Origin of the sequence: Pseudomonas quercus, from assembly GCF_012033695.1 — a bacterium.
Lineage (GTDB): Bacteria > Pseudomonadota > Gammaproteobacteria > Pseudomonadales > Pseudomonadaceae > Aquipseudomonas > Aquipseudomonas quercus.
Genome location: NZ_JAAVJI010000001.1, coordinates 386,609 through 413,603 on the forward strand (window position 1 = coordinate 386,609; position 26,995 = coordinate 413,603).

Annotated in this window: 21 protein-coding genes; 11 read left to right on the forward strand and 10 right to left on the reverse strand. The window is 57.2% G+C overall.

Annotated features, from left to right (window positions below):
• Nucleotides 1-19: 19 nt before the first annotated feature.
• The gene (locus tag HBH25_RS01705; protein ID WP_168080865.1) at nt 20-1,963 is read right to left on the reverse strand and encodes a DNA topoisomerase III; all 1,944 of its coding nucleotides are present in this window, start codon (nt 1,961-1,963) and stop codon (nt 20-22) included.
• Nucleotides 1,964-2,486: 523 nt separating this feature from the next.
• On the opposite strand from HBH25_RS01705, the gene HBH25_RS01710 reads away from it, so the two are divergent.
• The 6 genes from HBH25_RS01710 to tssI all read left to right on the forward strand — a co-directional run bounded on the left by HBH25_RS01710 (nt 2,487) and on the right by tssI (nt 9,426).
• Nucleotides 2,487-3,512 carry a hypothetical protein gene (locus tag HBH25_RS01710; protein ID WP_168080867.1) on the forward strand — a complete coding sequence of 342 codons (1,026 nt, stop codon included), beginning with the start codon at nt 2,487-2,489 and terminating at the stop codon, nt 3,510-3,512.
• On the forward strand, nt 3,505-4,239 hold the full coding sequence (locus tag HBH25_RS01715; RefSeq protein WP_168080869.1) for a hypothetical protein: 735 nt from the start codon (nt 3,505-3,507) through the stop codon (nt 4,237-4,239). Before HBH25_RS01710 ends, HBH25_RS01715 begins: the two co-directional genes overlap by 8 nt.
• A gap of 370 nt (nt 4,240-4,609) precedes the next feature.
• Nucleotides 4,610-4,834, forward strand: a complete 225-nt coding sequence (locus tag HBH25_RS01720) for a hypothetical protein (protein ID WP_168080871.1) — start codon at nt 4,610-4,612, stop codon at nt 4,832-4,834.
• 5 nt (nt 4,835-4,839) lie between these two features.
• Nucleotides 4,840-5,343: a hypothetical protein gene (locus tag HBH25_RS01725; protein ID WP_218585479.1), complete on the forward strand. Its 504-nt coding sequence runs from the start codon at nt 4,840-4,842 to the stop codon at nt 5,341-5,343.
• 1,467 nt (nt 5,344-6,810) lie between these two features.
• Nucleotides 6,811-7,530 carry a hypothetical protein gene (locus tag HBH25_RS01730; RefSeq protein WP_168080875.1) on the forward strand — a complete coding sequence of 240 codons (720 nt, stop codon included), beginning with the start codon at nt 6,811-6,813 and terminating at the stop codon, nt 7,528-7,530.
• A 60-nt stretch (nt 7,531-7,590) separates the two neighbouring features.
• On the forward strand, nt 7,591-9,426 hold the full coding sequence (tssI, locus tag HBH25_RS01735; RefSeq protein ID WP_168080877.1) for a type VI secretion system tip protein TssI/VgrG: 1,836 nt from the start codon (nt 7,591-7,593) through the stop codon (nt 9,424-9,426).
• A gap of 63 nt (nt 9,427-9,489) precedes the next feature.
• Here tssI and HBH25_RS01740 read toward each other — a convergent pair whose 3' ends face one another.
• Both HBH25_RS01740 and HBH25_RS01745 read right to left on the reverse strand, forming a co-directional pair.
• Entirely contained in the window at nt 9,490-11,829 is a 2,340-nt protein-coding gene (locus HBH25_RS01740) for an FdhF/YdeP family oxidoreductase (RefSeq protein WP_168080879.1), read from the reverse strand.
• Between the two features lie 100 nt (nt 11,830-11,929).
• Nucleotides 11,930-12,967 carry an NADP(H)-dependent aldo-keto reductase gene (locus HBH25_RS01745; protein WP_168080881.1) on the reverse strand — a complete coding sequence of 346 codons (1,038 nt, stop codon included), beginning with the start codon at nt 12,965-12,967 and terminating at the stop codon, nt 11,930-11,932.
• A gap of 215 nt (nt 12,968-13,182) precedes the next feature.
• On the opposite strand from HBH25_RS01745, the gene HBH25_RS01750 reads away from it, so the two are divergent.
• Entirely contained in the window at nt 13,183-13,434 is a 252-nt protein-coding gene (locus tag HBH25_RS01750) for a hypothetical protein (protein ID WP_168080883.1), read from the forward strand.
• 52 nt (nt 13,435-13,486) lie between these two features.
• Here HBH25_RS01750 and HBH25_RS01755 read toward each other — a convergent pair whose 3' ends face one another.
• Nucleotides 13,487-14,614, reverse strand: coding sequence for a mechanosensitive ion channel family protein (locus tag HBH25_RS01755; protein ID WP_168080885.1), 1,128 nt, complete (start codon nt 14,612-14,614; stop codon nt 13,487-13,489).
• Nucleotides 14,615-14,714: 100 nt separating this feature from the next.
• Nucleotides 14,715-14,894 carry a hypothetical protein gene (locus tag HBH25_RS01760; protein WP_168080887.1) on the reverse strand — a complete coding sequence of 60 codons (180 nt, stop codon included), beginning with the start codon at nt 14,892-14,894 and terminating at the stop codon, nt 14,715-14,717.
• Between the two features lie 223 nt (nt 14,895-15,117).
• Between HBH25_RS01760 and HBH25_RS01765 the strand changes: the two genes are divergently transcribed.
• The gene (locus HBH25_RS01765; protein ID WP_229631776.1) at nt 15,118-15,588 is read left to right on the forward strand and encodes a DUF4946 domain-containing protein; all 471 of its coding nucleotides are present in this window, start codon (nt 15,118-15,120) and stop codon (nt 15,586-15,588) included.
• Between the two features lie 23 nt (nt 15,589-15,611).
• Complete coding sequence (locus HBH25_RS01770; protein WP_168080891.1) at nt 15,612-16,304, forward strand: metallophosphoesterase; 693 nt, start codon at nt 15,612-15,614, stop codon at nt 16,302-16,304.
• A 5-nt stretch (nt 16,305-16,309) separates the two neighbouring features.
• On the opposite strand, the gene HBH25_RS01775 is transcribed toward HBH25_RS01770, so the two are convergent.
• Nucleotides 16,310-17,887 carry a sensor domain-containing diguanylate cyclase gene (locus tag HBH25_RS01775; protein ID WP_218585480.1) on the reverse strand — a complete coding sequence of 526 codons (1,578 nt, stop codon included), beginning with the start codon at nt 17,885-17,887 and terminating at the stop codon, nt 16,310-16,312.
• Nucleotides 17,888-18,005: 118 nt separating this feature from the next.
• Here HBH25_RS01775 and treS point away from each other — a divergent pair, with 118 nt between their 5' ends.
• Nucleotides 18,006-20,072, forward strand: a complete 2,067-nt coding sequence (gene treS / locus HBH25_RS01780) for a maltose alpha-D-glucosyltransferase (protein ID WP_168080904.1) — start codon at nt 18,006-18,008, stop codon at nt 20,070-20,072.
• 171 nt (nt 20,073-20,243) lie between these two features.
• Here the strand turns inward: treS and tkt are convergent, their stop codons facing one another.
• Entirely contained in the window at nt 20,244-22,316 is a 2,073-nt protein-coding gene (gene tkt, locus HBH25_RS01785; protein ID WP_168080906.1) for a transketolase, read from the reverse strand.
• A gap of 135 nt (nt 22,317-22,451) precedes the next feature.
• A complete protein-coding gene (locus HBH25_RS01790; RefSeq protein WP_168080908.1) occupies nt 22,452-23,171 on the reverse strand; it encodes a pirin family protein in 720 nt (239 codons plus the stop codon).
• Nucleotides 23,172-23,282: 111 nt separating this feature from the next.
• Here HBH25_RS01790 and HBH25_RS01795 point away from each other — a divergent pair, with 111 nt between their 5' ends.
• Nucleotides 23,283-24,170: a LysR family transcriptional regulator gene (locus HBH25_RS01795; RefSeq protein ID WP_168080910.1), complete on the forward strand. Its 888-nt coding sequence runs from the start codon at nt 23,283-23,285 to the stop codon at nt 24,168-24,170.
• On the opposite strand, the gene HBH25_RS01800 is transcribed toward HBH25_RS01795, so the two are convergent.
• Nucleotides 24,165-25,343 (reverse strand): MFS transporter, encoded by a 1,179-nt coding sequence (locus HBH25_RS01800; RefSeq protein WP_168080912.1) that lies wholly within the window; start codon nt 25,341-25,343, stop codon nt 24,165-24,167. The genes HBH25_RS01795 and HBH25_RS01800 overlap by 6 nt on opposite strands.
• A 60-nt stretch (nt 25,344-25,403) precedes the next feature.
• Nucleotides 25,404-26,990: an ABC transporter ATP-binding protein gene (locus HBH25_RS01805; RefSeq protein WP_168080914.1), complete on the reverse strand. Its 1,587-nt coding sequence runs from the start codon at nt 26,988-26,990 to the stop codon at nt 25,404-25,406.
• Nucleotides 26,991-26,995: the final 5 nt, after the last annotated feature.

The following is a 26,995-nucleotide window of genomic DNA, read 5'->3' on the forward strand; positions in this document are numbered from 1 at the left end:
TAGCCATACTGGCCACGCCTCATTTCGCTGAAGCTGCGCGTTTGCGCCCTTTGCCAGGCGCAGCTTTCGCCCCTGTAGCCTTCCGGGCGGTTCCGCCCTTGCGTTTCTTCCCCCAGGCCGGCTTCTGCGCTGGGCCGGTGATCACTACATTCAGCCCCCGACAACGCTCTACCAACTTGGCCATCCATGCGGATTGCCTGGCCAGGAAATCTTCGAGAGTCATTTCACCACTTTGGACCATATCCAGCGCCTGTTCCCATACTGCAGTGGTGCCGGGGTCGGTGATGGATCGCGGAACGGCATCGACCAGGCCACAACCTGCTGGGCTGGCAGCCAGCGCTTTACCTGTTTTAAGCAGGTAGCCGCGGTCCAGTAGCCCTTGAATGATGCCGGCCCGCGTAGCCTCAGTACCAATGCCTGTGGTGTCCTTCAGCTTCTGCTTGAGCTTTGGGTCCTCAACCAGCCTGGCCACGTTTTTCATAGCGCTGATCAGGTCCCCCTCCGTAAACGGTTTAGGGGGTTGTGTCCAGTTGTGCTTGAGCTGAACCTCACGTACAGGGCACATATCGCCCGAGGCCAGCGGCGGTAGAGGCTGGGGTGGCTCTCGCCCAGGTTGTGGTGCAAGTGCTTCAGGCAGGGCGCGCTTCCAGCCAGGCTCCACCATACATTTGCCAACCGCCAGTAGTACCTCGCTTGCGCAGTCGAACGTCGCTCGCGTACGGTCATAACTGTGATCTGGCAGAAACTGGGCCAGGTAGCGCGCACGAATCAGCGTGTACACGGCTTTGTATTTAGGCGGCAGCCGGTCCAGTGCCGGAGCAGCGGCCGTGGGGATGATGCCGTGGTGAGCCGAGACCTTCGCGTCATTCCAGGCACGGGAACGGCGGGTAGGGTCCAGGTATGGGGATACCGATGCAAGGCCTGCATCCGCTCGGCTCAGCCCTGCCAGAATGCCGGTGGCCTCACCATGCTGGCTCACCGGCAAGTAGCCGCAGTCGCTGCGCGGGTAGGTGATGGCCTTGTAGGTCTCATACAAGGCCTGGGCGATGTCCAGCGTTTCCTGAGCGCCCAGGCTCAACTTGCGTGAGCACACCTGCTGCAGCGTGCCCAGGTCGAAGGGGAGCGGGGCACCCTCCTTGATGCGCTCTGTACGTACATCCGTGACACTGGCGTGGCTGGCCTGGCTCATCTTTGCCACAGCGGCTTCGGCAATGGGCTGCTGCAAGCAGCGCCGTTCCTCGTCACACACCGCCTTTGGTGCCTGCCACTGGGCTGTGAATACCTGGCCTTCGGCGCAAAGCCGAACATCGATACCCCACCAAGGCACCGGTACGAAGGCTGCGATACTGCGATCCCGGTCCACTACAAGCCGTAGGGTAGGGGTTTGTACACGGCCCACGGGCAGCACACCCTGATAACCGGAACGGCGGCCCAGCAAGGTAAACAGCCGGCTGAGGTTCATGCCGATGAGCCAGTCTGCACGGGAACGGCCCAAGGCACAGTGGTACAGGCTGAAGGTAGACGCACCTGGCCGGATGTCCGCTAACGCCTTGCGGATGGAAGCATCGTCCAAGGCAGACAACCATAGCCGTTGTATGGGCCCCCGGTAGCGGCAATGGTCCAGCAGCTCGCGGGCAATCATTTCACCTTCACGGTCTGCGTCCGTGGCAATCACCACTTCCGTGGCTTGGCCAAGCAGACGTTTCACAGCCTTGAACTGGCTGGCCGTTTTAGGCTTGACCTGCATGCGCCATTGTTCCGGCACAATTGGCAGATGATCCAGGCTCCACTGTTTGTAACGCGGGTCGTAGGCATCTGGCGGTGCCGTTTCAAGCAGGTGGCCGATACACCAACTAACCGTTACCCCGTTGCCTGTAAGGCACCCGTCTCCTTTACCACGGGCACCCAGCACATTGGCGATGTCCCTCGCTTGGGACGGTTTTTCACACAGGAACAGCCGCATACATTTACCTCTCGCCAGACGCCAGCAAGGATGGCGCTGCGGGGCAAAGGATGCAAGCGGAATATGTGTATATTTGTACAGTGGTGCGGCGCTTGATGGCTTATGCCTACAAATGGCAGCCAAAGCGAACCATCGGAGCAAGCGAGCGCTGCCATCGACAAAAATTGATCTGGATCAATACACTACTTACTTGGGATTCAATGAACTTGTAACTATTAGTTTCATGTTATCTGTTAATCCCGTGGCTCTAGATCAAGGGGAACGGCTATTCGGCATGTAAGTACTCCCCTGATTTGTAGGAAAGTGTCCGTTCGCCCTGTGCTATTACGAACTAATCAGAACATTTGAAGGGTTGATCTTTGCTGTTTCTAAGGTATCGTTTCCGTCGCTCAAGGTTAAGGGTTACGCTCTATTGGTTTTGCGAGCACTTAAATTCGATCATCTTAGGCAAGGAGCCAGTATTTGATGAAACATGTTTATGGGGTTGAAGGCTGCCGGGCTCAGGGGCGTGTTGGAGGCCTTTGTGGATAACTACCCGCGCTGCACGGTCGCCAATCCCAGAGGCCTGTCCAGGCAAGAGGGGCTCTTGGGCGAGGGTGAACTTCCTTGGCCAGACGTCATTGCCAACCAGCGCTTTGGGCAGTTCCTCCCACCAAGCCTTTATGCCACCAGTGACTATAACGCCGCTGTGTTTCTGGCTTACCAGCTTGCTTCCGCTGAGGGGCTCTCGACGATGGAGGTGGAGGAGTCGATAACACTGCTACAGCAGTTGCTGCGACGGCTGGCCGTGGCCTCTGAGGTGACAGTAGAGCAACTCAAGCACATTCAAGAACTGGCCGTCGGCATCCCCGAGGTAGGGCAGCTGCTGTTCTCGCCCGGTAACCTGGCAGGTACAGTCGTCAATGTCGCCAACCTTGCAGCGGCAACGGCCAAGAACCAGCGCTTGTTCGATCTGCTGGATTTGTCGCCGGAGCAGAAGGGTCAGCTCAAGCGTTGGATAGACAACCGCGGCAAGGCCGGCGCCCGTTCGGCCAAGAAAATCAGCAAAGGCAATATAAAGCTGGTTTGGTTGGGTGGAACACTGCACTTCCAGATCCCTGCTACCGCGCAGGCTATGGAATACACCTCTCGCTACATGGCGGGGGGTAAAGTGAATGTGCCGGTTTATGGTGCCGGGCGGGCGCTGTCAAAACGGGCCTGGGTAGCCGCAGATGGAGCTAGGGGGTTATTGAAGTACTCTACAAGCAATGTGGCAGGTATGGTGCTGGCGGTGGGGCCGCAGGCGTACCTAGATTATAAAAGCTCTACGACGATGAGGGAGTTTTACAAGAAGTCGGCTTATAGTCAGCCGACGAATGTGACGGCAGCGGTTGTGGGAATAGCAGCAGGCGAGATTATATTAAAAGTAATTTCTATACATCCTCTTGGTCGAGGTATGGCATTAGGTGTGCTAATTGCAGTTGGCTGGATAAGTTCCTTGTTGACCCAGTATGTACTTGTAACTACAAAAGCAGATAAAGCCATTGGTGGTTTTTTAACAGATGATTAAGACCGAAGGAGCTGTTGATATATGTAATACGGCAAGGGCAGAATTCGTGCTTATTTCGTTTTTATGCGTGTTCGCTCCATGGGATGTTCCAAATTATTTTTGGGTTGTCACAAGCATGCTATTAATGTCTACAGCCTGGGCTATATATCAAATCTATTGGTGTGAACGTTACGTTTTATATGTTTTTGCTTTTATTTCGACCTTTACCTTATTTATGGGTTACATGTGCTTCATTTCGGCTGGTCTATATGCTGATCAGCTAGAAATTGAAGGCGCTAAACGACTGGTATTGGTCATTGGGTCGCCTTCGGTAGTCTTTATGACCTTCGCATTTGCGTACTTTTCACCTTCTAAACACTTCCAGTACGTGATTCAGGGTAACGGTGTAGAAATCGGAGAGTGGAAAGGGAATGCGCGTCTAGAGGTAAGGTTGTGTTGGATCATGATTATTGCATTCATCGCCCTAGCTGCTTTAGCAATGATATTCCTACGGGGGCCATTGGAGTTGGTGCTATGCCTGGTATTGACACCACTTTTAACTATTGCTGGGTTGGTTATAGGAAGGCAAAAAGTGAGAGGTGTAAGGGTTTTGCTATCTTTGGAGAAAGCTTATTCGCTGAAATTTACATTTATGGATATAGAAGAGATTCGTCGAGTTCGTAGCCGGTGGTTGCTAATACGCTTTATCAAATGGTTGGTTTCTTTTAGGGGGTTGAATACGAAATAATCCTTATCGTAATGGTTGGTTAACTACAAATAAATTCTCGTCTCTTGACGTAGGTCGTCGAAGTGCTCCGCGCACAGTGTGGCGGCCGTAGTGCTATCGGTGGCGCCGCAGGCTTACTTCGATTATAAAAGCTCTACAACGATGAGAGAGTTTTACAAGTAGTCGACCTATAGTCAGCCGACGAATGTGACGGCAGCAGTGGCGGGAATTGCAATGGTGAAGACTGTCTTAGAATTAGTATCTTTACGCCTTGTAGGTCGGGGTGTAGCTTTAGGTGTGATAATTGCGATTGGCTGGATGGGATCTTTAGCAACTCAGCATGCGTTTGTTGTTACAAAAACAGACAAGGCAATCGGAGGTTTTTTTATAGATGAACAGTAGTGAGGGGGCTGTCGATATACGTGATGCAGCGCGTTCAGAATTTATTCTTATTTCAATTTTATGCGTATTTTTGCCGTTGGGTCTCACCGGTTATCTAGTCATTGTCGCAAGCATGATGTTGGCTTTGTTAGCTTGGACTTTATATAAGATTTATTGGTGTGAGCGTTATGTTTTTTTGAATTTAGCACGTCTGCCAGCTGTGTTGTATTCATGACCTACATGTCTTTTGCCTCAGCTGCGATATATGTAGATGATGTAGGAATTCAAGGTGCTGCGCGCCTCGCTTTGGTAGTAGGTTCGCCCTCCATTGTGTTAACTGTATTCGCGATTGCGTATTTTTCTCCTTCCAAATACTTTCAATACGTGATTCAGGGTAGCGGCGTAAAACTTGGAGAGTGGAAAGGGAACGCGCGTATGGAGGTAAGATTATGTTGGATCATGATTATAACGGTAATCGCCCTCGCTGCTTTAGCAATTATATTTCTAAGGGGGGAATTGGAGTTGATTCTATGCTTGGTGTTGACACCACTTTTAACTATTGTTGTGCTGACCATAGGAAGGCATAGAGTGCGAGGTGTAAGAATTTTACTCTCTTTGGAAAAGACCTATTCACTGAAGTTTACTTTCATGGATATTGAGGAGATTCGTCGAGTTCGTAGCCGATGGTTGCTAATGCGTTTTATCAAATGGTTGGCTTCTTTCCGGAAGTTGAGCGCGAAATGATTCTTGTTGTAAGGGTTGATCGATTATAATTAGTTCATGGTTCTCTGAGGTCGGCCATCGAATAACTCCATGCGCGGTCTGGTAAGTGTAGTGGTGCAGTAAGCGTATTTTCTTTAGGTATTGGCTGTGTCGCAAGGCTAAGTAAGTAGGAGTTTATAAAATCACATGGTATTCCTAAAATAATCAGCAACTATATTTCTGGCTGAGTATTAAGTATGATGAGCTCAATATTTCTAAAAAAAATTGCTGGTCTATGTTTTGGGGCGTTTCCATCGTCGCATGCTCTGCGCCTTGGGGAGATATTTATTACTGGTTAATATTGGGGATTGGAATTATTTTGTACCTCATATGGATGCTATACCTTTTAAATTTCAATGAGGGTTACATTCGCCATGCGGCCACGGTTATTTTTAGTCTGGCTTTTGTCCCCACCCATCTTGCTATGATAATGCTTCATACGGTTTTTGGGGCTGTTCCAAATATGTCTAAATATTTAAATTTTATTTTGGTCATATTACCATTATTGATAGTGATAATGGTTATTTCTTGGTTGTGCTTGAGAAGCAGCAAGACTATGCCTTTTGTTGTCGAGAACAAAAGAGTTAAGTTGGTAAATGTTGCCGGCTCTTCTAATAGCTTGTCTATAATCGTGTCGTCGTTGTCGTTATTCTTGACCATGGCTATTGTTGGGTCTTTGCCTTCCTACATTGCTTGGGTGGTGTTAGGGATACTCTGTACTGCCTGCGGATGCTACCTGCTCTACCTGCTTCGGGACATGATTTCAGGACTGAGAGTACTTGCAAGAAAGGAGCGTGAAGAAAATATCAAGTACACCTTCGAGGAAATAGAGGAGGTCCGTCAGGCACGTAGTCATTGGTGGTTGCCGCGCTTAGTCAAGTGGCTAGCATCTTTTAGGGTCCACTCAGGATGATACAGATTTCAGGACTTTATAAAGAGTTAGCGCAGGATGGCTTATTCTTCGATGGCCTATAATGTAGAGGTACTTCCAAATCCATGTTACCGCCCAAGCTATGGAATATACCTCTCGCTACATGGCAGGGGGGTAAAGTAAATGTGGCGGTTTATGGTGCCGGGCGGGCGCTGTCAAAACGGGCCTGGGTAGCCGCAGACTGGGCAAGGGGGTTATTGAAGTACTCTACAAGCAACGTGGCAGGCAAGGTGCTGGCGGTAGGGCCCCAAGCGTATTTGGATTACAAAAGCGCTACTACCATAAGCGAGTTTTGTAAGAGGGTGATTTATAATCGGCCGGCGAATGTGGCTTCAGCCATTGCAGGTATTGTTGGAGGAAAACTAAAAGCTATAGTTTGCGGCGTTGCTGGTCTAGGAATGATAGGACTGGTAGTGGTAATTGGTGAAAGTTTCATAGCAGGTTTGGGTGCGTCTTATCTCATTGATTCTATGGGGTGGGATAAAAGCTTGGGTAATTATAATTATAGGTGATATGCGATGCCTGATGCTGGTGAGTTACGGAGCGTAATACGTGTTTTTCTCTTATCTTATGTGATGATCAGCTTGGCGGGAGGGATGATGTCTGGGTATGGGTGGGTTTTTTTTGGTGTGTTTTTATGTTTATTTTTCTGGGCTACATATCTAATGCATTTTAATGAAAGCTTTTTAAATTATATTTATACAGTGTTCTTTAGTGCAATAGCTATTTTTGCTCTGTTTTGCGCCATGGCTATGTATTTCTCATACTTTGAATGGTTTGGAAAAGACACTCCTGGCGCCCTGTTCGTAAGCGCGTCTACAATAATTCTATTTGTGATTCTGTTGGTCTTGGCTCATCTGTCGAAGGTTCATACGGACATTTTTGAGTTCAAAGATAATAGGGTAAAAATAATAAATAGTACGGGGAGTAAAAACTCGATGGGTGTTGTTGTGTTGATTGGTGGCGCGAGTACCCTGATCGCTAAATCCGTTTATGGAGCGATAGGCCCAAAATTCACAATCACATTATGTGGAGTTTTTTCTCTTGTACTCGTCATCCACATGATAACCCGTCTTAGAAACGTAATGGCAAACCTCAGAGTGCTCCGCTTAAAACAGCGCAAAACTGGAGTTTCCTATGTTTTCATGCAAATAGACGATATCCGCCAAGCCCGCACCCGCTGGTGGACACCCCGCTTCCTGAAATGGCTTGCCTCGCTTCGCCATGCATTTACCTGACGACTCAACTGACCCATCCGGCACGGGGTGTCGGCCTATCCCTATGACAAGGAGTTGCGCATGCTTGACCGTTTAGACTCACTCTTCACCGCCCAGGAAAACCGCCTGTTCCAATTGCATACCACCCTGAAGTCTGAGCATGAACTCGTGTTGTCTTCATTTACCGGCGCTGAGGGTCTGTCCGAGGATTTCGGTTTCAGGCTGGAGCTGGTGTGTGAAGACCGTAACATCAAGTTGAAGTCTGCCCTAGGCCAACGGGCCACGGTGAAAATTCGACTAGAAAGCGGTGGTAGCCGTTTTATCAATGGGGTGATCTCAGGCTTCAGCAAGCGGCGCAGCGACGATGGCACGTGCCATTATTCAGCAGTACTGGGCTCATGGTTAAGCCTGCTGGAACAGCGGCATGATGCGCGCATTTTTCATGAGAAAACTGTAGCGGATGTGGTGAGTGACGTGTTTTCCCGTTATGGGACCCTGGCGGACTATGAGTTTCAGCTCGCCAAGCCGTTGAAGGTGCGCAGTTACGTTACTCAGTATCGTGAAAGCGATTACCACTTTGTATTGCGCCTGCTGGAAGACGAAGGGCTATACTTCTACTTTGTTCATACGGCCGACAGCCACAGAATGATCATAGGCGACGATACCACCCTTTTTTCCGCCCTCCCGGAACATCCCGTCATCGCCTACCAGCCTGACATCGGTATGGCAGAAGTAGGGTCGATCTTCGAATGGACGGCGGCACGTTCGCTTCATTCGGGCGCACTGGCAACGCAAACCTTCGATTACCGGCAGCCCCGGAATCGCCTGCCTGTTCATATGAAAACGTTGAACCAGCAAGGGGATGCGCCTACGTTCGAACTGTATGACTACATGGGCCATTACACCCATCAGAATTACGAAGAAGGGGAGGCGCTGTTGCGCCGGCGGATCGAGCTGCTGGAGCTGGGCGGCAAAGCGTTCAAAGGGGGAAGCGATTGCCGGGCGCTACGTGTAGGCCACACCTTTGAACTCCAAGGCCATTATGAACACGACAAGGGCCTGGCAGACGACCGCATATTCCTGCCCATGGCTGTCCACCATTCAGGCATGAACAACTACCTTTCCCATCAGAGCGCTCAGTACAGCAACACATTTGAGTGTGTGCGGGCAAAAGTGCCTTTTCGGCCGGCATTGAACAGGCTCAGGCCTACCATCATGGGGCCTCAAACGGCGGTAGTGGTTGGGCCCAAGGGCGAAGAGATTTATACCGATTCCCTGGGCCGTATCAAGGTCCAGTTCCACTGGGACCGGTATGGCCAGTTCAATGATCAAAGCTCCTGTTGGGTTCGAGTGGTTCAGCCCGCTGCCAGCGCGGGGTTTGGCAGCATTCGCATTCCGCGTGTGGGTGATGAGGTGGTGGTTGAGTTCCTTGAGGGAAACCCTGATCGCCCCCTGGTCACGGGCAGTTTGTATAACGCCAGCAACTCGCCGCCCTGGGAGCTGCCGGCCAACAAGACCCAAAGCGGCATGATGACTCGGTCTATCAAAGGCCAAGCGTCACAGGCCAATTTCTTGCGATTCGAAGACAAGCTCGGCGCAGAGCAACTGTGCATCCATGCCGAGCGTGAAATGTTGACAGAGGTAGAGACCGATGACCTTCAGCGGGTAGGAGGGACCCGCTGCGTTTCGGTACAGGGCGACCATGTGGAAACCGTCCGCAAAAGCGTTAACGTCACCGTAGAGGAAGGCGGTTATAGGGTTGAGGCGCAGGAAGGTGCTATCCACTTCACTGCGGCTACACAGATCACCCTCGAAGTGGGAAAGAGTGTGCTCAGGCTTAAACAGGATGGGACCATCGAGGTGCAGGGCGTTACGGTCAATATCGAGGGGGCAGGGGTAATCAACCTCAACGCCTAGGCTTGTACACGTCACTGAAGGGCAGCGCCAGCCACGGACTGGCGCATATACCTACCGTGAGCCCTAGGCGCGCTTCAAGTCAATCGGCACGGCCCCGGCCTCCACAGGCACTTTCATCAAGGTCACTGGAATAGCTTTGGACGCAGGCACTTTGCTTTTTTCAGCGTGATGCCACAGCGGCACCAACGGGTTGCACTCCGGATAATAGCCACCGCAGCAGCCTTGGGGAATGTCGTAGGGCAGCACTTGCAGGGGCCCCACTACCCGTGGCACGGCAGTCTCCACTGCCGTGGTGACCTTGACCCAGTCGCCCGCCACGAAGCCCAGGCGCGCGATGTCGTTGGTGTTCATGAACAGCACTTTACGGGTGCCGTTCACACCGCGGAAACGGTCGTCGTAGCCATAAATAGTGGTATTGAACTGGTCATTGCTGCGCATAGTCATCAGCTGCAGCACGTCACGGCGGCCTGTACCGGCATTGACGTCATCGTCGGCATCCAAGGTAGGCATGAGGGTGAACTGCGCTTTGCCACTCTCTGTGTTCCATTCCCGCTTGGTAGCCGCCAAGGGGCGATGAAAACCACCAGGCTCGGCCATGCGCACTTCCAGGTTATGGAAGATGTCGGGATACACCGCCGCGATGGCTTCCCGCACTTTGCGGTAGTCCTGGCGCCAGGCGTTCCAGTCGAGCTTGGGATTTGCCTCCAGTGTGGCCTCGGCGATGCCTGCCACGATGGCCGGTTCAGACAGCAGATGCTCGCTGGCCGGCTCACTGTGGCCATGCCAGCCATGGATACAGCCTGTGCTGTCTTCGATGGCCCATTGCTGCTCCACACCATTCTGGCGATCGATCTCGATGCGCCCCAGGCACGGCAACAGCCACATGTTTGCACCGGGCAACAGGTGGCTTCGATTGAGCTTGGTGGCGATCTGCACATTGAGGTCGAGTTGCTGCCAAGCGGGTTCCAAACGAGAGGTATCAGGTACGGCACGGATGAAGTTGCCGCCCAGCCCAATAAAGCCTTTAACGCGACCATCCAGCAGCCCTTCGCACGCCTCTACCGTGCAGAACCCTTTCTCTTCCGGCACGGTGACGCCCAGCACCTGCTGGATGAGTTCGCCAGGCACTTTTTTAGGGTCTTCGGTAATACCCACGGTACGTTGGCCTTGCACATTGGAATGCCCGCGTACAGGGCAAATACCGGCACCAGGCTTGCCTATGTTCCCGCGAAGCAACAGCAGGTTGACCAGCATTTGTACGTTGGCCACGCCATGGCGGTGCTGGGTCAGGCCCATGCCATACACGCCCATGACGCGCTCACTTTGCGCATACACCTGGGCGGCGGCTTCCAGTGCACTGCGGCCCAGCCCGGAGCGGCGCTCCAGCTCAGCCCAGGAGTAACCCTCGATTTGTTGCACCAAGGCGTCAAACCCTGTGGTGTGTTCAGCGATAAAGGCATGGTCCAGCACACTGGGTTTATGGGCAGCTACGGCTTCAGCTTCCAGCGCGAGCAATGCCTTGATCATACCGGCCATGGCGGCCAGGTCTCCGCCGAGCGCCACCTGGTGGTACTGGGTACTGATGGGGGTAGAGTCAGGGCCTAGCATTTCCAGGGGGTTCTGAGGATTGACGAAGCGCTCCAGCCCCCGTTCACGCAGCGGGTTGAAGGTGATGATCTGGGCATCACGCTTACGAGCCTCCTGCAAAGGATGAAGCATGCGCGGGCTATTGCTGCCCACGTTCTGGCCAAAGAACAGGAAGCAATCGGTGTGCTTGAAGTCATTGAGGGTCACGGTACCCACGGGGACACCGATGCTTTCCTGCAAGCCCACTGAAGTGCTTTCATGGCACATGTTGCTGCTGTCAGGCAGGTGGTTATTGCCGTACGACCGGGCCATCAGCTGGTACATGAACGAGGTTTCCAGCGAGGCCCGGCCTGAGGCGTAGAACACAACGCTCTCACGCGGCAATGCCTTGAGGGTTTGCCCGATGGCAGCGAAGGCTTCGGCCCAGGGAACGGGCTTGTAGGTATCCGTAGCGGCATCGTAGCGCATGGGGCGGGTCAGCCGGCCGCGCTGCTCCAAGTCGTAGTCTGGCCAGGTTCGCAATTCGGCCAGGGTATGTTTGCTGAAGAAGTCTTCATCAGCGCGCAGCGAAGTCAGCTCCCAGGCCGTGGCTTTGGCGCCGTTTTCGCAGAACTCCAGCAAGTGGGGATTATCTGGCTTGGCCCAGGCGCAACTCACACACGAGAAGCCATCAGGTTTGTTTTGCTTGAACAACGCCAAAGCGGCTTTGGCAGGAATTCGCTCACGAAACAGGATGTTAGCTACAGAGTGGGCCGACCCCCAACCGCCTGCCGAATGGGTATAGGGTTTGAAGCGGGCGTGGGGGGGCAGGTGCATGGAATAAGCCTTCGTCGTGTTGGTGTTCTGTTACGACGCGGCGATACAGCGAATGGTTCTGTCGGCTGGCCCGGCGCCGCATGCGACACCGGGCATGGGATCACGGCGCTGGGTTGGGATATTGCTTGTGGATGGCCTCAAGGCCTGCACGTACATCGTCGCTCAGCTTCACGTCGATGCTGCCCAGGTTGCTGCGCAGTTGTTCAAGCGTGGTAGCGCCGATGATGTTACTGGTCACAAAGGGCTGTTCAGTTACGAACTGCAACGCCATTTGCGCAGGGTCCAACCCATGCTCGCGGGCCAACGCCACATAGGCAGTCGCAGCGGCCTCCGCTTGTGGGTTGTTGTAACGCTGAAAACGCTCGAACAACGTCAGGCGGCCTGTGGAAGGGCGAGCGCCTTGCAGGTATTTACCCGACAGCACGCCAAACGCCAACGGTGAATACGCCAGCAGGCCGATGGACTCGCGCAGGGCGATCTCTGCCAGGCCGACCTCGAAGCTGCGATTGAGCAGGTTGTAGGGGTTCTGGATAGACACTGCACGCGGCCAGCCACGGGTTTGCGCCAGGTGCAGGAAACGCTGAGTGCCCCACGGGGTTTCGTTGGACAGGCCGATATGGCGCACTTTGCCGGCTTTCACCACCTCATCGAGCACCTCAAGGGTTTCCTCGATAGGGGTAAACACATCGTCGGCATCGTGCTGGTAGCCCAAGACGCCGAAGAAGTTGGTTTTGCGGTCTGGCCAATGCAGTTGGTAGAGGTCCAGGTAGTCCGTATTCAAGCGTTTAAGCGAGGCATCCAGGGCCGCTATGATGTTTTTGCGGTCCAGGCGCGGGTTGCCATCGCGAATATGGTCCATGCGGCCCGGGCCAGCAACCTTGCTGGCCAGTACCCAGTCCGCTCGGTCTCCATGCTCGCGGAAATAGTTGCCGATAATCTGTTCGGTTTTGGTATACGTCTCGCCGCGAGGTGGTACGGGATACATCTCGGCGGTATCCATAAAGGTTACCCCAGCGTCTTTGGCCAGGCGGATCTGCTCGAAGGCTTCCTGCTGAGTGTTCTGTTCGCCCCAAGTCATGGTACCCAACGCAATGGCGCTGACCTTGAGTTCGGTGTTGCCCAATACGCGATAATGCATGGAGTCTCCCGTGTGCGAAGGGCGCCTAGGCCCGGCAAATAAAGGGGGGTGAGGCGGATTGCCGCATGACGTTCGTCGTAATGCCAAGCAGGCTAACTATTTGGTTACTTCACATTCAGTTATCATACAACTGTTGACAGCCGGCAGACTTATGGGGTTCGCCAGGCCTGCCACTTAACTTATTTCCGTCTTTAAGCGAGGTTCGAACGATCATCATGGGTCGCCAAGTATTGCTCTACTTGACTCACTTCTTCAAACGCATCCAGGACCTGTTCACGTCCTCAGCCACTGCGGATGACGCCGAATCAGGCACGTCACCGCTGGCTATTCTGACCATCGTGGTGCTGTGCTTGTACATTGCTGGCGGCCTTGGCATGTATGTCAAAACCCAGTATTGGGACCACCTGACCGATGCACAGAAAACCGTCGTGCTTCAGTCCATGGCGGCAACCGAACAAACGCTGTAATCGATCTCTACGCCTCAGTGTCCGCGCAGCGGGCCCCTCATAAGAACAACATTCATACCGGTGGTTGACGCTCGATTTCCTCAGTCTTGATGGGCTGATGAGCATCGGGGCGGATCGTCTTCGTCTGTATTTCGGCGCGCAGCTGAGGCAGGCATTGAGGAAATTCGTGGTTGATGAAGGTAATCAGGCGTTCGCGCACGTGGCACCGGGCATCCCAGTTGCGGGATGAGTCCTGAGAGCTGATCAAGATGCGCAACTGCATGGACTTCTCGCTGGTGTCGGTTACCTGTAGCACGCAAACGCGGCCATCCCACAGGTGGGGGATCTCATCGCAGATCAGCTTCACCTGCGTACGCAACGCTTCCAGTGGAATGGAGTAATCCACCCACAGGAAAACCGACCCGATCAGGCTTGAGGCGCTACGGGTCCAGTTCTGGAACGGTTTCTCGATAAAGTAGGTCAGCGGCACGACAAGCCGGCGCTCGTCCCAGATTTTCACCACCACATAGCTGCCGGTGATTTCTTCGATGCGGCCCCATTCGCCTTCCACGATCACCACGTCATCCAGGCGAATAGGTTGGGAGATGGCGATCTGCAGCCCAGCGATTAGGTTGCCAAGCACAGGTTTTGCCGCAAAACCTGCTGCCAGCCCGGCCAGCCCAGCGGAGGCTAGCAAGCTGGTGCCGACTTGGCGAACGGCCGGAAAGCTCATCAGGATCAGGCCTGTGCCAAACAGAATGACGACCACGTTAAGGCAACGTACCAGTACGCGTACCTGGGTTTGGATGCGCCGCGCTGTCAGGTTGTCCTCGATATCCAGCGGGTTGCGGATGGCGATAGTGTCGGCGACTGCGGCCACACAGCGCACCCCAAGCCAAGTGAAGGCCATTACGACCAACAGCCCGTTCACATGGCGGACGGTATTGATAAGTAGCAAGTCATCCGGTGCAGAGGTCCACACAGACTGCAAGGCCAGCAGGGGTAGTAGCCAGAGAGAAGGGCGGCGAGATTTGGATATCAGCTGCCTGGCCAGCAACATGCGGCGGGCCACGCGGCGCAGCAGGCCTAACCCCAGCCAGCGAATCAACAGCACAAACAACACAGCGGCCAGTGCGGCGATCAGGGTGCTTAGCCAGGGCAAGGGGATGCGGTCCAGCCAGGACTCAGGGATCAGCTCCATTGGTAGGCCTCGGGTAAGTACAGAAGATACCGACCCAACCGGAGCGCTGGCAGTTCCCCGAAGTGTCTGTTCCGGGGAATTGGCCGCTGCAAGGGTGTGCTTACTCTGGTTGCTCGTCCTCATCGATCAGAGGCACCGGCGCGTCATCCAGGTCGGAGCCGGGGTCCTCATTGAACGGATCATTCAGGCCTTTGCCGCCATTGGCGGGCTTGGCCGGGTCGTTTACGAAGGGGACGCCGCTGGGGCCTTGCTCTTCAGTGCCTTGGGTTTGGGGAATCATGTTCGCTGCCTCTTTTGTCAGGGGTACAGTAGGGAGGTAGCCGTCAGGATAAAGGTTCCCCTGCGCGCCTCCTGATTCGGCGGGGTGCTTCATTGATGCCCAAGGGTGCTGTACGAAACCTCCGGTGGCTGCGAGACTGTGGGCTTTTTGCGGGCAGGTCGCTTTCATGCAGAAGCGCTTCGCTATACACCTGAGTGTTCTCCTTGTCTTGGCAGGAACGGCCATGGCGGGCGAGGTAGTTGTCGACTGGCCACCGGGTTGGCAGGTAGAACCCATTCCAGTTGAAGCAGGCAGTGAAGTCATTCGCCAACGTGCAGTGAAACCCGATGCAAACGGCGACCCTGCCATGGTGGTAGAACTGAGCCAAAGCCCGGTCGAACCTGGGCACGTGGTCAATGTAGCGGGCGTGGTGTTGGAAATGCGCACTGTTGTACAAAAGAACTTTTCCCAAGGCGGCTATCAAAGCGCATGCACACGCGTGAAAGCCAGCACCCTCAATGATGTACCTGCTGCAGAAACCACCTGCACCATTACGCTTAACGGCGGCCCAGTTATCACGCAAACCTTGGTAGCCGCGGCAGGGCCAGCCAAGGCTTGGGCGTTGTCCTATGCAGGCACGCCAGCGGGATACCAGGCTAACGTAGGTGCGGTGCTGGAAATTCGCAGTTCGCTGGTGCTCAATGCAGAACACTGACCGAGCCGGCCTAGGAGCACGCCATGGCGCGATTCAAACACTACGGGCCTAACACCCAAGGCCGCGATTATGCGGTAGGCGACATTCATGGGCATTTCAGCCGGCTGGAGGCCACGCTGGAGCGCGCACGCTTCGATCCAAAGCGTGATCGGTTATTCAGTGTAGGCGACCTGGTCGACAGGGGGCCTGAGAGCCCAAGGGCGCTGGAATGGCTGAACCAGCCTTGGTTCCACGCCGTGCAGGGTAACCACGAAGTGCTCACTCGCCAGTACGTGGACCAAGACCCGCAGTTGGACCCTCGTGACTACCTCAGCAGTGGTGGCGCCTGGTTCATGGACAGCCCAGCCTCGCAACAGCGCGAATACGCCGAGCGTTTCGCCCAGCTGCCCGTCGCCTTGGAAATCGAGACCGCCCAAGGGCTGGTAGGCATGGTGCATGCTCACTGCCCGTTCTCAAGCTGGACCACGCTGCGTGACTACCTGTCGGGTGCCCTGCCTTATGCGATCGAGCTTGAGGAAACCTTCCAATGGTCTCGCGCGCGCCTCAAGGCGCGTGATGAGAGCGAGGTTCGCGACGTGCGTGCCGTGGTGGTGGGCCACACCCCCTTGCAGCGCCCGCGACGGCTGGGGAACGTGTGGCACATCGACACGGCCGGCTGGAGCGAGGGGTACTTCAGCCTGTTGGAACTGGGGCAATTACGGGTGGTGCAGGCGTAAAGTGATCAGGCGTCAGGCGCCCCAGGATACACCTGGTTCCGGCCCTGTGCCTTGGCGCGGTACAGCGCAGCGTCGGCGCTTTCAACCAATGCCTGCGGGCGGGCTGGAAGCTCCGTATCCTGCCAGACATAGGCGCCTGCACTGATAGACACGTGGCCGTAGGGGCTGCCGCCGTGAGGGATGTTCAAGTTTCTCACGGCCTCCACCATGCGCTCGGCCACGCGCACCGTGCCCGGCAGGTCGCATTGGGGCAGCAGTACCAGCAACTCCTCGCCACCGTACCGCACCACCAGGTCACCCGCCCTGCCAACGCAAGCAAGTAGTGCCAAGCCAACTTCACGTATGCAGGTATCTCCAGCGGGGTGACCATAAAGGTCGTTAAACGCCTTGAAGTGATCGATGTCCAGCATGATCAACCCCAGGGGGCTGCCCTCTCGGCGCGCCCTGCCAATTTCCCGGGGCAGGGCATCCTCCAGTTGCCGCCGATTAGCCAGGCCCGTAAGGCTGTCCTGCATGGCCATCAGTTCCAAGGCTGCATGGGCGTCTCGCAATTCAGCCTCGGTTAACGCCGTCTGCCGTATCTGACGAATCAACATCACCCCAAACACGCCTGTGGCCGAGAGCAACAACAGAATCACCAACGCGGTGTGCAGCAGGTTACTGCGCCAGTTGGCGAGCAGAAAGGACTTGGATTCAGCCGCCAGTACCACCAAGGGGTATTGGCTGACCTGACGGTAAGCGTAGAGCCGCTCCACGCGATCAACGATGGAGGTCAGCATGCGAGTACCCTCGTGGGTAACCGGCAATAGCTGGGAGAACACGACACCGTGGGCGAGGCTGGAGCCGATGAGGGTTTCATCGTAGGGGCGACGCAACAGCACAGTGCCATCGGCCATCACCAGGCTGATCACGCCGTTGGGGTCCAACGCATAGCTTTCGTAGAAGCGCCTGAAGTAATCCACCTTGAGGGTAGCCAATGCAACACCCGCAAACCGGCCCTCGGCATCATTGATACGCCGTGACAGGGTGACGACAAGCTCACCGGTGGAGCGGCTACGGATCACCGGCCCTATGTGAGCGGAGAGGTCGGTATGGGTGCGATGGTAAACGAAGTAGTCCCGGTCAGCGTTGTTGGCACCTTCTGGGTAGTCATCGTTAGAGGTAACCAGCCAGTGGCCGTCAGCGGCGTAGATGAACAAGCCGTGGAGCTGAGTGAGCGAACCGGTCAAGCGTTTCATCAGGCGATGCAGGCGCTGACGATGCACATCGTCGCTCACGCCATCGGCCTGCATCCGCTCCACCAGGCCAATCAGTACGGTATCGGCTTCTTCGAACGTATGCCCGGCATGCTCGGCCATGGAGCGCGCCATGTTGGAAGCATTGGCCGCGGCCGCGTTGAGGGTCTGGTTGCGCAAGGTCCAGCTCTGCCAGACATCGAAGCCTACCAACGACAGCACGATGATCACGATCAGTAGCAACGCCACTATGACCGGGCTTCGTCGTGCAAGAGGAAGGGGGGAGTGGCTGTGATGCATGCGGGCTCGCTGTGCTCCGGCAATTCTTAGGGCCAAGGCACGAATCATGACTGCCATGCCTGCAGGGTGCAACCGTCGGTAACCGTTGCTCAGGGCAACAGCCCCGATGCAACGTTCGTCGTGCCTCGCACTCTGAACCTAATCCACTGCAACGGAAGGTACCTCTATGACCACCACCCCCGATCCGGATCACGTGCGCTGGCTGGTGGAGCATTCCATGCTCAACGCCGCCAAACAGCGTGCCAAGCTGTATTCGGGCCAGGCCCGTTTATGGCAGCGGCCGTTCGCCCAGGCCCGTCCGCGGGATGCTACTGCCATTGCGTCGGTTTGGTTCACGGCCTACCCCGCCTCCATCGTGACCCGCGAGGGCGGCTCGGTGTTGCAGGCGCTGGGTGATGAAACCTTGTGGCATGCGCTGTCTGAGATTGGCATTCAGGGCATTCATAATGGCCCGCTCAAGCTCTCAGGTGGCCTTCGTGGGCGCACCCACACACCCACCATTGACGGCAACTTTGACCGTATCAGCTTTGAGATCGACCCCTCGCTAGGCACAGAGGCTGAACTGGTAGGGCTGGCGCGCCTGGCTGCAGCCCACAACGCCGTAGTGATCGAGGACGCAATTCCCTCTCATACGGGCAAAGGCGCAGACTGGCGCCTGGCGGAGATGGCCTATGAAGAATACCCCGGCCTGTTCCACATGGTGGAAATACGGGAAGAGGACTGGGCCCTGTTGCCTGAGGTGCCGGCAGGCCGTGACGCCGTGAACCTGTCGCCTGCCCTGGTGGACACCCTGCGAGACAAGCACTACATCGTAGGGCAGCTACAGCGGGTGATCTTCTTTGAGCCGGGGGTTAAAGAAACCGACTGGAGCGCCACGCCTGTTATCGTGGGTGTAGACGGTAAGGCACGGCGTTGGGTGTACCTGCACTACTTCAAGGAAGGGCAGCCCTCGCTGAACTGGCTGGACCCCAGCTTTACCGCACAGCAAATGATTATTGGTGACGCTTTGCACGCCATCGACGTGGTGGGCGCCCGCGTGCTGCGCCTGGATGCCAACGGCTTCCTGGGTGTAGAACGCCGGCCAGAAGGCAATGCCTGGTCTGAAAGCCATCCCTTGTCGGTCAACGGCAACCAGCTGCTGGGGGGCGCCATTCGCAAGGCCGGCGGCTTCAGCTTCCAGGAGCTGAACCTTACCATCGACGACATTGCGGCCATGTCCCATGGCGGGGCTGACCTGTCCTACGACTTCATCACCCGGCCGGCCTACCAGCATGCATTGCTCACAGGCCGCACGGAATTCCTGCGGCTGATGCTCAAGGAAATGCACCGCTTCAACGTAGACCCTGCGTCTTTGATCCATGCCTTGCAGAACCACGATGAACTGACGTTGGAGCTGGTGCACTTCTGGACGCTGCATGCCCATGACCAGTTCATGTACCAAGGGCAGACATTCCCCGGCAACATCTTGCGTGAACACATCCGCGAAGAAATGTACGAGCGGCTGGCGGGTGAACATGCCCCCTACAACCTCAAGTTCGTGACCAATGGCGTGTCTTGCACAACGGCCAGCATCATCACCGCCGCCCTGGGCATTCGCGACCTGGATACGCTGACGGCAGAGGACATTCAGCGCATCCAGCACATTCACCTGCTGCTGGTGATGTACAACGCCATGCAGCCGGGCGTGTTCGCCTTGTCCGGCTGGGATTTGGCCGGTGCATTGCCATTGCCCGCCGATCAGGTAGCCCACCTGATGGAAGACGGCGATACACGCTGGATTCACCGGGGGGGTTATGACCTGGTGGATCTTGACCCTACTGCAACAGTGTCCACAGGGGGTATGCCAAAGGCCCGCAGCTTGTACGGCAGCATCGTGGACCAACTGCAACGCCCGGATTCCTTTGCGTCTCAGCTCAAGAAAATCCTCGCGGTGCGCCGTGCCTATGACATTGCAGCCAGTAAGCAGATCCTGGTGCCCGACACTGAACACCCTTCGTTGCTGATTATGGTTCATGAGCTGCCCGCTGGCCGGGGTACGCAGATCACCGCATTGAACTTTGGCAGTGAGGCTCTGGTGGAAACCCTGCACCTGCCAGGTATCGCACCGGGGCCGGTCGTGGACATCATCAACGAGCGAGTGGAAGGGGACTTGAGTGAGGACGGGGCCTTTACCATCACGCTCGACCCGTACGAAGGGTTGGCGTTGCGTGTGGTCAGTGCGTCATTGCCCTAATCGGCCTTAGACAATAGCGCTGGGGGACCGGCCGAAGCCAGTGGCGGAGGCCGGGAACCTAGAGCATGGAGGTTGCAGCGTTACGGCGACTCTCCATCCGCCCACTGCGCGAGCTCCCACAAGCGGCCGGGCCGCCTACCGTCAAGCCGGAGGCGGCCCTGGACCGTGGGTTTACCCGATCTGTTCCTTGGCCAGTTTCACCACGTTCTCCACGGTAAAGCCATACTTGGCCTGCAGTTTGCCGATGGGCGCCGAGGCGCCGAAGGTGCTCATGACCACCTTGGCGCCGGTGTTGCCGACATAACGGTCCCAGCCCATGGGGCCTGCCTGTTCGATGGCGACCCTCGCCGTAAGCGAAGGCGGCAATACACTGTCCTTATAGGCCTTGTCCTGTTCTTCGAAAAGCTCCCAGCACGGCAAGGACACCACGCGGCTGTCGACACCCTGGGCCTTAAGCTGCTCGTAAGCCTCCACGGCCAGGCTCAATTCACTGCCCGTTGCCAGCAGGAGCACTTTAGGGGCAGGGCTGTCTGCCAATACGTAGCCGCCCTTGGCCACGTTGTCAGCACTGGCGAAGCGTTCACGGTCGAGGGTAGGCAGAGGTTGACGGCTGAGAATGATGCAGGAGGGCCTGTGGGTCTGCTGCAATGCCACTTTCCAGGCCTGGGCTGTTTCATTGGCATCACCGGGGCGCAGGGTCAATACCCCGGGCGTTGCCCGTAGCTGGGCCAGTTGCTCAATGGGTTGGTGAGTAGGGCCGTCTTCACCCACCCCGATGGAGTCATGGGTGAACACGAACACTACCGGCACTTCCATGATCGCAGCCAGGCGAATGGGCGGCTTCATGTAGTCGCTGAACACCAGGAAGGTCGAGGTATAAGGGCGCACATAACACAGCGCCATACCGTTAGCGATGGCACCCATGGCATGCTCGCGCACCCCGAAGTGCAGGTTGCGGCCTGCATAGTGCCCAGCCTGGAAGCTGCCCGCACCGTCAAACGTCAGGTTGGTTTTGGTGGAAGGTGAAAGGTCAGCCGAGCCGCCCAGCAGCCAAGGGATACGCTGAGCATAGGCATTAAGGACCTTGCCGCCGGACTGGCGGCTTGCTACGCCCTTGGCGTCCGTGGGGAACGGTTCGATGGCCGCTTCCCAACCTTCAGGCATCTCTCCGGCGCGCATGCGCTTCAGATCCTCAGCCAAGGCGGGAGCTTGTTGCTGGAGGGCAGCCAGGCTGGCCTCCCAGGCCTCGTAAGTGCTTTGGTTGCGCTCGATGAGCAGCGCCTCAAGCCAGCCCTTGGCATCGTCTGGCACGCTGAACTGTGCATCAGGGTTCCAGCCATAGGCGGTCTTGGCCAGGCGAATTTCATCTTCCCCCAAGGGCTCGCCATGGGCAGCCGCGGTGTTGTGTTTGTTGGGGGCGCCGTAGCCGATCACGCTGTCCACCACGATCAACAGCGGTGCGTCGCCTTTTCCATCAAACCCTTCCAGGGCGTTTGCCAGGGCTGCTGTGTCGTTGGCGTCTGTGACGTGTACAGTCTTCCAGCCATAGCCCTGGAACCGGGTGATGACGTTTTCGCTAAACGCCAACTCGGTGTGCCCTTCAATGCTAATGGTGTTGTTGTCGTACAGCCAGCACAGGTTGCCCAGTTTCAGGTGGCCCGCCAGGGAAGCCGCTTCACTGCTGACCCCCTCCATCATGTCGCCGTCACCGCAGATCGCGAACACCCGATAATCGAACAAGGTGCCCGCAGGGCGGTTGAAACGCTCGCCCAGCCAATGGCCGGCCATGGCCATGCCCACGCTGTTGGCGCAGCCCTGGCCCAGGGGGCCTGTGGTGGTTTCAACCCCTGTGGTCATGCGGTATTCAGGGTGCCCTGGGGTTTTGGACGACATCTGGCGGAATTGCTTGATGTCCTCCAGGCTCACGGCAGGCTGGCCCGTGGGCTTGCCATCGGCATCGATCTCCACCACACCGGCCAGGTGCAGAAGGGAGTACAGCAGCATGGACGCATGCCCGGCTGACAGCACAAAGCGGTCGCGGTTAGGCCAATCGGGATGCTTGGGGTGATAGCGCAGGAAGCGGCTCCACAAGGTATAGCCCACAGGCGCAAGGGCCATGGGGGTGCCTGGGTGGCCGGAGTTGGCCTTTTGCACCGCGTCCATGCTCAGGGTGCGAATGGTGTCGGTGCTCAGGCGGTCGCGCGCTTCGCGATCAGCAGGTGACAGGGTGGAGGGTACTTGCATGGTTTGGGTCCTTGGTCGACGATGAGTCGATTAGCGGACCGGCCTACGGCCGGCTCCGTAACCGTGCTGGTTATGAAGCTGACCGCAGTTAGCCTGTCGAGTTGCTTTGCTGTGCGGGTGGGCGTATGGGCCGAGTTACAGGCCTGGTAATTCGTTGGGCCTTAGGTCGAACACCAGTACCTCAGCGTTCTGGCCATCGGTCAGGGTTAGGGTGCGTTCATTTCGCACCCGCACACCGTCACCTTCGACCAGTACCTGCCCGTTGAGGGTCACGCTGCCTTGGGCAACGTGAACATAAGCGTAACGCTCTTCGGCCAGTGTCAGCTCGGCGCGTTCATCCCCTTGGAATAGCCCCGCATACACCCGCGCGTCTTGACGCACAGTCAGGGAACCCTCTGCACCTTCTGGCGAAATGATTAGGCGCAAGCGGCCGCGTTTTTCCTGAGGTGTGAAGTGTTGCTGCTGGTAACGAGGGGCAGCCCCTTGCTCAGACGGTACAATCCAGATCTGCAAAAAATGCACGGGCGCGCTGGCCGAGTGATTGAATTCGCTATGGGTGACACCGGTGCCAGCACTCATCAGCTGCACGTCGCCTGGGCGTATCACCGAACCTGTACCCAGGCTATCTTCGTGGGCCAGTTCGCCTTCCAGTACGTATGAAAAGATCTCCATGTCCCGGTGAGGGTGTTGGCCAAAGCCTCTGGCCGGTGCCACGCGGTCATCGTTAATGACCAGCAGGTCCGAGAAACCCTGTTCACGTGGGTTGCGGTAGGACGCGAAGGAAAAGGTGTGGAAAGACTTGAGCCAACCGTGGTCAGCCACGCCACGGTCGCTGGATTTTCGCAGTGCTAGCATGTTGGGCAACTCCGATAGAGACAGTAGGGGCCATATTACCGGTGTAGGAACGCTGTATTAAGCGGGCTAGCCGGGCAATACTGTCTCGCTCAGGTTGACAATGGTGCCTTTATGAACCCCTTCGAAGACATGCGGCTGTTCGCCCAAGTGCTGGAGTCCGGCAGCTTTACAGCGGCCGCCGACCAGTTGGGGGTATCCAAGCAACTCGTGAGTCGGCGCCTAATGCAACTGGAGGCAAGGCTGGGCGTGCGCCTGCTGAACCGGTCCACACGGCGCCTGGATGTCACACCCCTGGGCCAGGCGTACCACGAGGCGGCGCTCAGGCTGCTGAACGAGGTGGAGCAGGTCGAGCAAAGTATTGCCAGTGCCCAAGGCCAGCCCCGGGGAACGGTACGCCTTAGCGCCCCATTGTCCTTTGCAGTAGAACACCTGGCCGGCCTGCTTCCGCTGTTCATGCAGCGCTACCCGCAGGTGACCGTGGAAGTGGACCTGAGCGACCGCTCTGTGGACCTGATCGCAGAAGGGTTTGACCTGGCGTTGCGCATTGGTGAGTTGGAGGATTCGAGCCTGATCGCCCGGCGCATCGGCCAGGTTGAACGGGTGTGGGTAGCAAGCCCCGATTACCTGGCCGCCCATGGCACCCCTGGCACGCCAGGTGATCTGGCCAGGCACGCTTGCCTGCCCTACGGTCATGGCCGCGTGTGCCAGTGGCGGTTCGAGCACGAGGGCCAGTCGCAGGTGATACACGTGACCGGGCGTTTGCGCGCCAACAACGGCGAAGTACTGCGAGAAGCTGCCATCAGTGGCTTGGGGGTTACCTACCTGCCATTGTTCATTGTCCGCGATGCACTGCAGGCAGGCCACCTGGTGCGCGTGCTGGATACCTACCGGCCAGCAGCCCTGGCCTTGTCAGCGCTCTACCCGCAGCACCGGCAAGGCGCCCGTGCGGTACAGGCGCTGGTGGAGTTCCTGAAGGCGCAGTTGCACGGCGCCCTATGAATGCCGCCGCCACCGCAGTGCAAAGATCGCCAGCCCTAGGGCAGGCAGCGCCATACCCAGCGCCACAATGCCGCCCCAACCGGCACGCTCGTACAGGCTGCTGGCAAACGCCGAGCCCAGTGCCCCGCCTATGAAGATGCTGGTCACGTATAGACCGTTCAAGCGCGCGCGACTGCTGGCGTCCAATTCATAAATGATGCGCTGGCCCGTGACCATGCTCATCTGTACGGCAAAGTCCAATACCAGCCCCGTGATGGCTAGCGCTATCACGCCTTTGGGCAGCCACCCTACCAGGAATGCCAGCGGCGCAAGTATTAAAGCCAGCAAGGTGGCAGCCTGCCCGTGGCCTGCGTCGGCCAGCCGGCCGGCAATGGGCGCCGCTACCGCACCAATGGCACCCACCAAGGCGAACAATGCGATCTGGGTCTGGCTAAGGCCGTACACTCGCGTTAACTCAACCGGCACCGTCGTCCAGAACAGGCTGAACGCGCCGAACATCAAGGCTTGGTAGAGTGCTCGCTCGCGAAGGGCGGGAAAACGTTTGAGCAGTTGCAGCATCGACAGCAGGAGTTCGCCGTAGCTGGCACTGTGGGCAGGCTGACGGCGTGGCAGGGTAAAGGCCAGCAAGGCAAGGATCGCAACGCTCACGCCCGCGGCCACGATAAACACAGCCCGCCAGCCCAAGTGGTCAGCTACTACGCTGGCAACGGGCCGTGCCAGCAGAATTCCCAAGATCAGGCCGCTCATGATGTTGCCCACCACGCGCCCACGGCTGGCTTCAGGTGCCATGTGCGCTGCCATGGGAATCAGCATCTGTACGGCCACCGAGCTGAAGCCGATCAACAGCGAAATGGCCAGGAAAACGTCTGCTCGTACACTGAAGGCCGCCCCCAGCAGGCTGAGTGCCGACAGCACCACCGTGGCGAGGATCAACCGGCGGTTTTCCAGCAGGTCTGCCAGTGGCACCAAGAGGAACAACCCCAGGGCATAGCCCACCTGGGTCAGGGACACTACCAGGCTGGCCCCATGCGCCGACAGCCCAATGGCCGGTGCAATCAGCTCAATGATGGGCTGGCTGTAATAGATATTGGCAACAATGGCGCCGCAGCAAAAGGCGAACAGCAGCACAAGCGCAGGCGTGAGCGGTGGGTGTTCAGGGGTAGAGGCAGTCATGGCGGCATCCGGCGGTGGGCATAGGCCGCTAGCAACGGCGCGGCCGCTACTGTAGCGGTTTCAGGGTAAGGGCGCCAAGGCAGAAGCTGCCAGCAATTCCTGGGTATACGGGTGTTGTGGCGCTTCGAACACGGCGTGGCTGGGCCCTTGTTCTACCACCTGGCCATCCTTGAGCACGATGATGTCGTGAGCCAATGACCGAATCACGGCCAAGTCATGGCTGATGAAGAGGTAGGTCAGGCCATGGCGTTCCTGCAACTGGCGCAGTAGGGCAACCACTTGCTTTTGCACAGTGCGGTCCAGTGCGGACGTAGGCTCGTCAAGCAGGATAAGTGCCGGCTTGAGCACCAGCGCCCGGGCAATAGCAATGCGCTGGCGCTGGCCTCCTGAAAACTCATGGGGGTAGCGGTGGCGGGTCTCTGGGTCCAGGCCCACGTCGCGCAGTGCGTGGGCGACGAGTTCATCACGCTGTTGGGCAGTGGAACTCAGGTGCACTTCCAACCCCTCGGAAATGATCTGTGCCACAGACAGCCGGGGGCTGAGGCTGCCGTAAGGGTCTTGGAACACCACTTGCATTTTCTTGCGCCAGGGCCGCATCTGCGCCTGGTTAAGCGTGTGCAACGCCTGGCCCTCGAAGGTGACCTGGCCTTCAGCGTCGATCAACCGAAGGATGGCCTGCCCAAGGGTGGACTTGCCTGAGCCGGACTCACCCACAATGCCTAAGGTTTTGCCGCGCTGCACACTCAGGCTAACGCCGTCCACGGCCTTGATGTGCTGCCAGGGCTTGCGCAGCCATCCACCGCCCAGTGCATACCAGACCTTCAGGTTCCGCACGTCCAGTACGGCTTCGTGGGTGTCCAGTGGCAGGGCTTCTCCAGCAGGTTCGGCGCCCAGCAACAAGCGGCTGTATGGGTGCTGGGGGGCGTTGAACAGGTCCTCACAGGCGGCCTGTTCCACGATCTCACCGCCCCGCATCACGCATACGCGCTGGGCAATGCTGCGCACCAGGTTCAGGTCGTGGCTGATCAGCAGCAATGCCATGCCGAGCCGCTGCTGTAGGGACTTGAGCAACGTCAGGATCTTGCGTTGCACCGTAACGTCCAGGGCGGTGGTGGGCTCGTCAGCGATCAGCACGTCTGGCTCGCACGCCAGGGCCATGGCGATCATCACCCGCTGGCGTTGCCCGCCAGACAACTGGTGAGGGTAGGCTTTAAGGCGCGACAGGGGGTCGGCGATCCCGACCAGCCCCAGCAGTTCCAGAATCCGCGCCTTGGCCGCTTTTCCCGCGACGCCCCGGTGGACAAGCAGCGTTTCGCCAATCTGCCGTTCCACTGTGTGCAAAGGGTTCAGCGATGTCATGGGCTCCTGGAAGATCATGGCAATGCGATTGCCACGAATCTCCTGCAGGGTCTGCGCATCAGCGCCCAGCAGTTCCCGGCCTTGATAGCGGATACTGCCTTGGCTGTGGCAGGCATTGGCGGGCAGCAATTGCAAGATGGCGTTGGCCGTCACGGACTTGCCCGAACCGGATTCGCCCACCAGCGCCAGGCATTCCCCGGCGTGGAGGCGCAGGGACAGGTTACGCACTACGGGCTGGCCGTTGAAGGCGATCCACAGGTCGCGAATGTCGATCAAAGGTTCAGGCATGGCAG